Annotated in this window: 6 protein-coding genes; 3 read left to right on the top strand and 3 right to left on the bottom strand. The window is 72.9% G+C overall.

All coding sequences use genetic code 11. The features are described 5' to 3' along the window. Both AC08OO_RS18280 and AC08OO_RS18275 read right to left on the bottom strand, forming a co-directional pair. Positions 1-673: hypothetical protein (locus AC08OO_RS18280; RefSeq protein ID WP_476618814.1), on the bottom strand; the 673-nt coding region annotated here is incomplete at its 3' end. Between the two features lie 72 nt (positions 674-745). Beyond that, positions 746-1582: an RNA polymerase sigma factor gene (locus tag AC08OO_RS18275; protein WP_476610936.1), complete on the bottom strand. Its 837-nt coding sequence runs from the start codon at positions 1580-1582 to the stop codon at positions 746-748. A gap of 232 nt (positions 1583-1814) precedes the next feature. On the opposite strand from AC08OO_RS18275, the gene AC08OO_RS18270 reads away from it, so the two are divergent. The 3 genes from AC08OO_RS18270 to AC08OO_RS18260 are packed head-to-tail and all read left to right on the top strand — an operon-like array spanning position 1815 to position 8475. Then, positions 1815-5489, top strand: a complete 3675-nt coding sequence (locus tag AC08OO_RS18270; protein WP_476610935.1) for an nSTAND1 domain-containing NTPase — start codon at positions 1815-1817, stop codon at positions 5487-5489. Further along, positions 5453-6475: a WD40 repeat domain-containing protein gene (locus AC08OO_RS18265; protein WP_476610934.1), complete on the top strand. Its 1023-nt coding sequence runs from the start codon at positions 5453-5455 to the stop codon at positions 6473-6475. Before AC08OO_RS18270 ends, AC08OO_RS18265 begins: the two co-directional genes overlap by 37 nt. Beyond that, on the top strand, positions 6466-8475 hold the full coding sequence (locus tag AC08OO_RS18260; RefSeq protein WP_476610933.1) for a serine/threonine-protein kinase: 2010 nt from the start codon (positions 6466-6468) through the stop codon (positions 8473-8475). The genes AC08OO_RS18265 and AC08OO_RS18260 overlap by 10 nt, the downstream gene beginning before the upstream one ends. A 40-nt stretch (positions 8476-8515) precedes the next feature. On the opposite strand, the gene AC08OO_RS18255 is transcribed toward AC08OO_RS18260, so the two are convergent. Next, on the bottom strand, positions 8516-9865 hold a 1350-nt coding region (locus AC08OO_RS18255), incomplete at its 5' end, for a tetratricopeptide repeat protein (protein ID WP_476618813.1).

Genomic DNA, 9865 nt, shown 5'->3' with positions numbered 1-9865 from the left:
GCCCCGCGGTCGTACCCACACCCGCACCCGGCACCCGCGCGCCGGCACCCGTGCCGCCCGGCCCGGCGGCCGCACCCACACCCGCGCCGGCCTCGGCCTCGGCCCGCAGGGCCTTCGCGCAGAAGGCGCCGACCTGGTCACTGCCGCCAGCGGCAGTGACCAGTGCGTTCAGGTTCGGGGAACTGAGAGCCGCGCCGGCGTCGGCCGTGTAGGTATGGCACAGCGCGAGCAGGGACGCCGAGACGGACGCACCGGCGCTCGGCACCGACACCCGCGGCGCGGTCACCTCGGCGGAGGGCGTAGCCACCGGGGACACAGCGGCGCTGCCACCTACACCGGGGACGGGCAGTACTCCTGTGCCGGCGGCGGCTGCGACGCCTCCGACGGCCGTGGCCGCGACCGCCACGGCGGCGACCTTCGCGGTCAGGAACTTCGCGAGCAACAACTTGGACATGGGCTCTCTCCGCGGCTGGGTGACGTGAGCGAGACGCGCCTCCCGGAAAGCGGCCACAGCCGCTTCCTCACCGTCGAGCTCGCCCTCGCGGGCCGGAGCGGCCACGGCGGCGAGCAGATCGGCAAGGGGATCCGCACCGGCCCCCGCATTGACCGGGCCGCCGCGAAGCATCCGCGCCGCGGCGCCCCGGCCGATCCGACGGGGTCGGTGTGTGCTCATCTCACGTCCTTCAGCGTCGAAGCCCTCACCGGTGTTACACCTGGCCGTGTTGCACTTGGCCGGAGCCCATGGTCATCGCCGCGCGCCGCCACCCCGACCATGTTCACCTGGTTCACCTGGTTCACCTGCCTCCGGTCGACCAACCCCGGTGACCCCACCATCACCGAGCTGTTCGGCGAGCCTGCGCAGCCCCCGGTGCGCCGCGGTGCGGACCGCGCCGGCGCGCTTGCCCAGAACCCGCCCCGCGGTCTTCGCGTCCAGCCCCATGACCACCCGCAGGAGCACCGCCTCCGCCTGGTCCAACGGCAGGCCCGCGATCAGGCGCATGGCGGCCTCGGTGGACATCGCCTCCAACGCCTCGCCGGCGGTGTCATCGGGCGCGGCCATCTCCGTCATCACCGTCTCGACCGGTACGTCACCGCGCAGGCGGCGAGATCGCCGGCGCAGCTGGTCGAGCGCGCGATGACGCGCGATCGTGGCTGCCCAGCCGCGAAACCCGTCGAAGTCACCGCGGAATGACGGCAGGTCCCGGGCTATCTGCAGCCATGCCTCGGACGCGACATCCTCGGCCTCGTCACCGACGAGTACCCGCAGGTACCGCAACAGACCCGGCTGGATCGTCCGGTAGAGCAGCCTGAAGGCCGCCTCGTCACCGCGGCGTGCCCCGCTCACCGCCGAGGAAAGATCCGGCTCCTCGACGGACGGTCCCTCGGCAGACGGCTCCTTGAGGGACGGCTCCCCAACGGACGGCCTGCCGACCCCGGCGCGGGTTTGGTGGCCGGCCGCCGGCGCCGGCACCAGCGCCGCCGGGCCGCCGGGCGCGGAGACCGGCCCCGCAGCGGAAGATGATCGTCGCGGGATGCCCTCAGTGGCGACCGCATCTGCGCTCAGCTCCGCGCTCTCGCTCACCGCGCAGATGATGCGACCTCGCCCGGAACAGCCGGACATGGGGGGCTTGCTCATAGCACAGCGACAACGCACTGGCACGGTCAGACTCAGCCGCGCCCCGAGGATAACGTTCGGGTTCCGCGGCATTCCGCCCGGGCGCCGTCGGATTGATCTATGGTTGATGCGCCAGCTGGATGACCTGGTCGGGGGCATCTGGCCGCTTATGTCGGGCACGGGGGGCAGGGCGAGAGCTGTGGCTCGTTCATCGACGTCGCGGACGTCGCGGCTGGTTCTGGGATCCGCCGGTGCGCGGGTTCTCGTCGTCGGCACGGGCGGGCTCGGTGGACCCGGCGCCGGCCGGGCGGGCGAGGTCGGCGCCGTGGTAGCGCGGGCCGTGGCGGCGGTCGGCGATGTGTTCGTGGAGCGCTGCGGGCTGGCCGAGGAAAGCCTGCGCACGGTCGTCGACCCGGCGACCCCGCTCGATCTCGGCGAGGCTCTCGCGGCGGCCGTCGAGCAGGCCACCGAGGCTCTCCTCGTCTACTACGCCGGCATCGTCCTCGTCGACGCCGACGGGATGATCCATCTGGCGACGGCCGTGTCGGACAGCCGTCCCCATCGCCTGGCCTACACGGCCCTGCCGTTGTCCTCGGTCCTGGCGACGATGGCGACGAGCCGGGCCGCCACCCGGCTCATCGCCGTCGACGGTCTGTGGGTGCGGACCACGGTCGCCAACTCCACCGTCCCGCCGGTGCCACCTCGCGTTCCCGGTCTTCGCGAGGATGTTCCCGGTCCTCGTGAAGATGCGGGGGGCGGCGTCAACGCGGCCGGCGACGGCGTGGAGCTGCTCGTGCTGACCGCGCCGCTGGCCGCGCACACCGGGCCGGCCGCGGATGACGGACCGCCGCTGTCCGCCGGCCTGGTCCGGCTCCTCGTCAACGGCGACCCGGACGGCCCGGTCGAGCTGAGCGTCGGGCAGGTGACCCGGCGGCTCGCCCAACGTCTCACCGCGGCCGGGAACGCAGTGCTGCATTCCGCCGCTGCCTGGTCGGATGGGGTGATCCTCGCCGGCAACGCCGCGCACACCCCGCCGATCGCCGACCTGGAGCCGGCGCCGACCACCGTGCTCACCGACGGCCCCGGCCCGGTGGTGACTCCAACCCCGCGACAGCCGGCGGGGCTTCCCAGCGCACCGGACGGCGGGGGGACCACCGGTGAGGCCGCCTGCCCCTATCCCGGTCTCGCCTCGTTCGACGCCGGCACGCAGCGCTGGTTCTTCGGGCGGGAGCGAGCGACGGCCGAGGCGCTGTCGCGGCTGGAGGAACGGCTGGACGGCGCGGGTCCGCTGGTGCTCGTCGGTGCCTCCGGCTCGGGAAAGTCGTCGCTGCTGGGCGCCGGGCTGCTCCCGGCGCTCGCCCGGGGCGCAGTGGCGGGCGCCCGCGGTTGGCCGCAGGTCCTGATGACACCCACGGATCACCCGGCCCGCGAGCTGGCCCGCACGGTGGCGCAGGCGGCCGGGCTGTCCGTGCTCGCGGCGGCACGGCTCGACGTCGTCTCGCAACCCGCCCGTTTCGTCGGGGCGCTGTCGGATCTGCTCGCCCTGCGTCCGGCCGCCGCCGGCGGGACCACCCCGCCGACCCGGCGGGTGGTGATCGTCGTCGACCAGTTCGAGGAGACGTTCACCCTGTGCGCGGATGAGGAGGAGCGCGGCGCGTTCATCCGCGCGCTGGTCGCCGCGTGCCGCGGGGACGGGGCCACCCGTCCACCGGCGGTCGTCGTCATCGGCGTCCGCGCCGACTTCTATGGCTGGTGCGCGGCCTATCCGGAGCTGGTGGACGCGCTCCAGACGGGGCAGGTCGTGGTCGGGCCGATGACCGCGGCGGAGGTGCGCGACGCCATCGTGAAGCCGGCCGAGGCGGTAGGGCTCACGGTGGAGCCGGGCCTGGTCGATCTGATGCTGCACGACATCGGCGCCGACGAGCACGGCGTCGTCGCCGACCCCGGATCGTTGCCCCTGCTCGCGCACGCGCTGCGCGCCACCTGGCGGGAACGCGAGAACGGCACTCTGACGGTGGCCGGTTACCTGCGGGCCGGGGGTCTACGGGGGGCCATCGCCCGGACGGCGGAGGAGACCTTCGGCACGCTGGACGCGGCCGGCCAGGATGCGGCCTGGCAGATCCTGCTACAGATGATCCAGTTCGGGGATGGGACGGACGACACCCGCCGCCGCGTCTCACGCACCGAGCTGCTGTCCACGTCGGCGTCAGCCCAGAACTCGGCGTCAGCCCAGAACTCGGCGTCAGCCCAGAACGTCTCCGCCGTCCTCGACGCGCTGGTCGCCGCCCGACTCGTCACCGTGGACGCCGACACCGTCGAGATCTCCCACGAGGCGCTGCTGCGCTCGTGGCCGCGGCTGCGCGAGTGGATCGAGGTCGATCGCGCCGCGGCGGTGACCCGACAGCGGCTCACCGACGCCGCGGCCACCTGGGACGACGGCGGGCGGGACCCGTCCTACCTGTTCGCCGGCAGTCGGCTGGCGACCGTCCGGGAGTGGGCGCAGGCCGGGCAGCGGCAGACGGCACTGAGCCCGGTCGCGCGGGACTTTCTGGCGGCCTCCCTCGCGGCCGAGCAGGCGGCGCGGCGGGCCGAGGTCCGGCGGACCAGGCGGCTGCACCAGCTCGTCGCCGCTCTCACGGTGCTGACCCTGATCGCCGGTGGAGCGATGGCGTTCGCCTTCCGGCAACGGGCCCAGATCGCCGGCGAGCGGGACCGGGCGCTGTCGGTGGCGATCGGCCGGCAGGCCGACCAGCTACGCAGGTCCGACCCGCTGGCCGCCGCCCAGCTCGGCGCCGTCGCCTACCGCCTGGCGCCGACGGCGGAGGCGCGCAGCGCCGTGCTGTCGACGTTCGCGAGCGACTACGGCTTCGCCACCCGTCACCTCGGCACGCAGACCCGTCCGATCGGCGCGGTCGCCTACAGCCGGGACGGCAGGCTGGTGGCGACGGCGAGCGACGACTGGACGGTCGCCCTGTGGTCCGCATCGGACCCCACCCGCCGCACCCCGCTCAGCACGATCAGGGGCCACCGGCTGGCGGTGAAATCCGTGGCGTTCAGCCCGGACGGCCGGTTCGTCGCCACCGGGAGCGACGACCGGACGGTCCGGCTGTGGACCATCACCGATCCCACTCACCCGGTGCTCGCGGCGACGTTACCCGGCGCCTCCGACTCGATCCACGGGCTGGCCTTCCGCTCCGACAGCCGGGTCCTTGCCACCGGCGGGTACGGATCACAGGTGCGGCTGTGGGACGTCTCCGACGTGAGCGCGATCCGGCCGGCCGGCGCGATCACCGCCCACACCGCGAACGTCCGTGCCGTCGCGTTCAGTCCCGACGGCACCGAGCTGCTGACCGGTGGCGACGACGGCCGGGCCCTGCTGTGGGACGTGCGGGACCTCGCCGCCCCGGCGGAGCTGAGCGAGCTGAAGGGCGAGGCGGGCCCGAATGTCGTGCTCAGCGCGAACACGGCCGTCCGTGCGGTCGCCATCAGCCCGGACGGGAAGACGGCGGTGACCGGCAGCGACGACACCACCGCGCGGGTCTTCGATCTCACCGACCCGCGACGGCCGACCACCCTCCAGGTCATCGACGAGGTGCGATCGGTCGAGGCGGTGGCGGTCAACGTGGACGGCCTCGTGGCCGTGGGGGTGAACAGCGCGGTCGAGATCTACGATCCGTCCCGCCATTTCGACGCCATCGCGGTCCTGCCGCACGCGTCGAAGCCGTGGGCGTTGGCCTTCAGCCCGGACGGGCGAACCCTCGCCTCCGGTGCCGACGACCGCACCCTGCGCCTGTGGGACGTGCCGGGGCCGGTGCTGGTCGGGCACCACCGCTTCCTGTGGTCGACGGCGGTCATCCGAACGGGCGGGTCCTAGCCACCGGGGACTACGGGCAGACCGTCCGGCTGTGGGATGCGCATGACCCCGATCGGCCGGTACCGGCCGCCACGTTGACCGGATTCAACGCCGCGGTCGGCAGCGTCCGGTTCACCCCGAACGGCAGGGTCCTCATCGCCGGCAGCCTCGACTACGCCACCGACTTCGACGGCATGGTCACGCTGTGGGACGTCGCCGACATCCACCGTCCCAGGCTGCTGTCCACCATCCATCCCGGCATCGGCGGGATCAAGGACCTGGAGGTCAGCCCGGACGGCCGGACCCTCGCGCTGGCCGGCACGAGCGCCCGACTGGCCCTGGTGGACATCTCCGCCCCGGCCACGCCCCGGGGGCGGTCCGTCCTCGCAGGGCACCGCTACGACGTCGCCACCGTCAGTTTCAGCCCGGACGGGCGCACCCTGGCGTCCGGAAGCAGCGACCGGACCATCCGGTTGTGGGACATCACGACACCGGACCGACCGGCGGGCATCAGCACGATCACGGGCTTCACCAGCGCCCTGATCACCATCGCCTTCAGCCGGGACGGAAGGACCCTCGCCGTCGGCAGCTTCGACACGAAGGTCGCCCTGTGGGACGTCACGGACCGCCGGGCCCCCCGCGCGCTGCCCTCGATCATCGGGTTGGGGGCCGGCGTCAACTCCATCGAGTTCAGCTCCGACGGCCGGCTCATGGCGGCGGGCGTCGGCGGCGCGAACGGCGTGGTGCGGCTGTGGGACATGTCCGATCCGGCCGACCCGGTGCCGTACGCCACCTTCAGCGGCCGCTACAACGGCTTCGCGGCGGTCGCCTTCGCCCCGGACACCGCCTTCATCGTCGGAGCGCCCTACCAGGTGACCGGATTCGTCTGGGACCTCGACCCGGCGAGCGTCGTCACGCGGCTGTGCACGCGGGCCGGCGACCCGCTCACCCGCGAGGAATGGAAACAGTACCTGCCGGGCCTCGACTACGATCCGCCGTGCGGCTGACCGGACCGGAGCCGGAACGGTTCATCACCGACCGGGTGGCCGAGGCGCTCCCCGCCTATGAGGTGACCGCCATGCTCGGGCACGGCGGTCACGCCGTCGTCCTCGCGGGTCGCCACCGCCGGCTCGGTCGAACCGTTGCGATCAAGGTCCTGTCGACCAGCGCGGCGGACGGCGGCGCCCACGGTCGGTTCCTGGCGGAGGCGCGCCTGCTGGCCGGACTCGACCATCCCCACGTAGTCCGCATCTACGACTACGTCGAATCCGGGGACCTGTGCCTGCTCGTCATGGAACGGCTGGCGGGCGGCACCGTGCGGGCCCGCGCGGCGAACGGGCTGACCGTCGACGTCGTCTGCGCGATCGGGTTGGCGACCGCCGCCGCGCTGGAATGCGCGCACGCGGGCGGGATCCTGCACCGCGACATCAAACCGGACAACATTCTCTTCAGCGCCGACGGCCTGCTGAAGGTCACCGACTTCGGGATCGCCAAGCTCATCGGCGCTTCCGGCGCGGCCCCGAGCACGCTCGTCGGTACCCCCGTCTACATGGCGCCGGAACAGTTCGACGGCCGGCCGCCGGGACCGGCGTGCGACCTGTACGCACTCGGGATCGTCCTCTACGAACTGCTCAGCGGCCGCCCACCGTTCGTCCGGGCGCTATCGATGGCGCAGCTGATGGACCATCATCTGCGCGTCGCGCCGCAACCACTGGACGCCGCGCCGCCGGCAGTCGCCGCGGTGGTGGACCGGGCGCTGCGCAAGGAGCCCGGTGCACGCCCGCCGTCGGCCCGCGCGTTCGCCCTGGATCTCGCCGCCGCGACGGCCCATGCGCTCGGTGCGGGCTGGCTCACCCGCTGCCCGCTGCCGCTGCGGCTCGACGACGATGTGCGCGACGCGGCGCGCGGCAGTCCACCAGCCCGCACACCGCCAGCCCGCACACCGCCGGACACTCCGCCGTCAGCCGTCCCGCCACCAGCCGTCCCGCCACCAGCCACCGCCTCACCACGCCGATGGTCAGCCGGCGTGATCCGGCGCCGGTCCCTGAACCGGACCGCGCGGCGCGACCTCCGCCCGGCCGACATCACGTCCGCGCCGTTGCGGGTGGACTACCCGTACAGCGTGGTCGCCGCGCCGGATGGTGCGGTATACGTGTCCCAACGGCTACGCCACCGGGTGCTCCGGATCGAACGCGACGGCCGGACGGTTCACGTGGCCGGCTCCGGCAAGAGCGGCCCGCACGGTGACGGGGGGCCGGCCGTCAACGCCGAGCTGGACAACCCGTGCGGGCTGGCCCTGGGCCCCGACGGTTCCCTGTTCATCGCGGACAGCTTCAATAATCGGATCCGCCGGGTCGCGCCGGACGGTCGGATCGTCACCGTCGCCGGCTCCGGCCGTCACGGCCCGCCGGCCGGCCCCGCCGCCCGGCACGCCACCTCGCTCAACCTGGCGCATCCGCACGGCGTCTACGTCGATGCGGCGGGCCTGGTGTACGTCGCGAACACCGGCGGCCACCAGGTGATCCGGATCGACCCGGATCTGCGGGCGGCACCGCTGGCGGGGGCGGGTGTCCCCGGCCTGTCCGGAGATCACGGACCCGCCCAGTTCGCCCAGCTCCGGCGCCCGCACGACGTCACGGCCCCGCCCGGACGGAATGTCTACCTCGCCGACACCGACAATCACCTGCTGCGGGCTGTCGACGCCGACGGGATCATCTCCACGGCAGCCGGGATGTTCTACGGCGCGTCCCCCGACGACGGAGCCCCGGCCCGGATCGCGGACGTCGGTCGACCCCACTCGCTGGCGCCCACCCCCTCGGGCGGTCTGCTGGTCACCGACCCCGACCGGGGACGGGTCCGCCTCGTCACCCACGATCGACTCGTCCGCATCTTCGCGGATGCCCGAACAGGTCTGCGGCGGCCGCTCGGTGTCACCGTCCACAGCGACGGCACCGCCTTCGTCGTCGACACCGCCCAGCACCTCATCCACCGTCTCCCGGTCGCATAGACCGGTCACCCGGCAAAAGCATGGAAGACCCGGACGATGGTCAGTCCCCGGCACCATCAGCGGGGTCGGCACCATCAGCGGCGTCGGCATTCGTGCGTCCGGCGGCCCGGTAGGCGTTGGCGAGGTTTCCCTGCGAGGTCAGGGTGTCGCGGTGATCCGGTCCGAGGACACGCCGCTGGTCGGCCAGTACCCGCTCGTACAGGTCGATCGCCTCCGCGAGGCGCCCCGCGGCCGCAACGGCGCAGGCCAGGTTGTTCCAGGTGATCAGGATGTGTGGATGGTCGGCGCCGAGAACACCGCGGGCATCGGAGAGAACCCGCTCGTACAGATCGATCGCCTCGGGCAGACGTCCGAGCGCCTGGTAGGCGTCGGCGAGATTGCTGCGGGAGAGCAGGGTGTCGGGATGGTTGTCGCCGAGAACGCCTTCCCGGCCGGTCAGTACCTGCTCGTACAGGTCGAGGGCCTCAGTCGTCCGTCCGCTGGCCTGATAGGAGCTGGCGAGATTGTTGCGCACGAGGAAGGTCGTGAGATGCTCCTGGCCGAGAACCCGGACGACGTCGACGAGAACCTCTTCGTGCAGCCTGATCGCCTCCGCCAAGCGCCCCGCCGTCTGGTATGCGTTGGCCAGGTTGCTCCGGGCCAGCAGGGTGTCGGGATGGTCCGGGCCACGGATCCGTCCAGCGTCGTCGACAACCTGCTCGAGCAGTTCGACGGCCTCCGCGATGCGTCCGGCGGCCCAATAGGCGCTGGCGAGATTGTTACGGCTGATCCCCAGATTGGGATCATCGGATTCGAGGATGCGGCTGGCCCGCGCCAGGATCCGCTCGTACAACCCGATGGCCTCGGAAATGCGTCCGGCCTTCTGCAGGGCGAGGGCGAGGTTGTTCCGGAGAACCAGGGTGTTGGGGTGGTCGGTTCCCACGACCTGCTCGGTTCGAGCCAGCACCCAGGTGTGCAGGTCCACGGCGGCGGCGAGCTGTCCGGTTTCCTGGAGATAGAGCGCCGCCAGATTGCCCAGCCCCAGCATGCCCGCCGCGTTCGCGTCCGCCGGGGACGGCTCGGCTTCGATCTGGGCCTGAAGGTGTGGGAGCAGCGCGGCCCAGCGCGGCCAGGCCGCCGGATTACCCTGGATCGCGGTGGGCAGGGCCCTGATCATCAACCAGCCGACGGTGGCCCGGAACTCCAGGTGCCGCGACGTCGGAACCCGGTCCCGCAGCACCGCCTGCACCAGCCGATGCAAGGTGATGGTTCCCTGTTCGACCTTGCCCAGCCCGAGAGCACGGAGGCGGGCGACCACGTCCCCCCAGCGCAGCGGGGAGGAACAGGCCGCGCTCAGCGCCGACCAGAGCGTCCCCTCCCCGTTGCTCTCCCCCAGCTCCCCGTTGGTCTC

The organism is Frankia sp. CeCAU1 (assembly GCF_977971845.1).
This window is presented reverse-complemented; position numbering and strand designations above follow the sequence as displayed.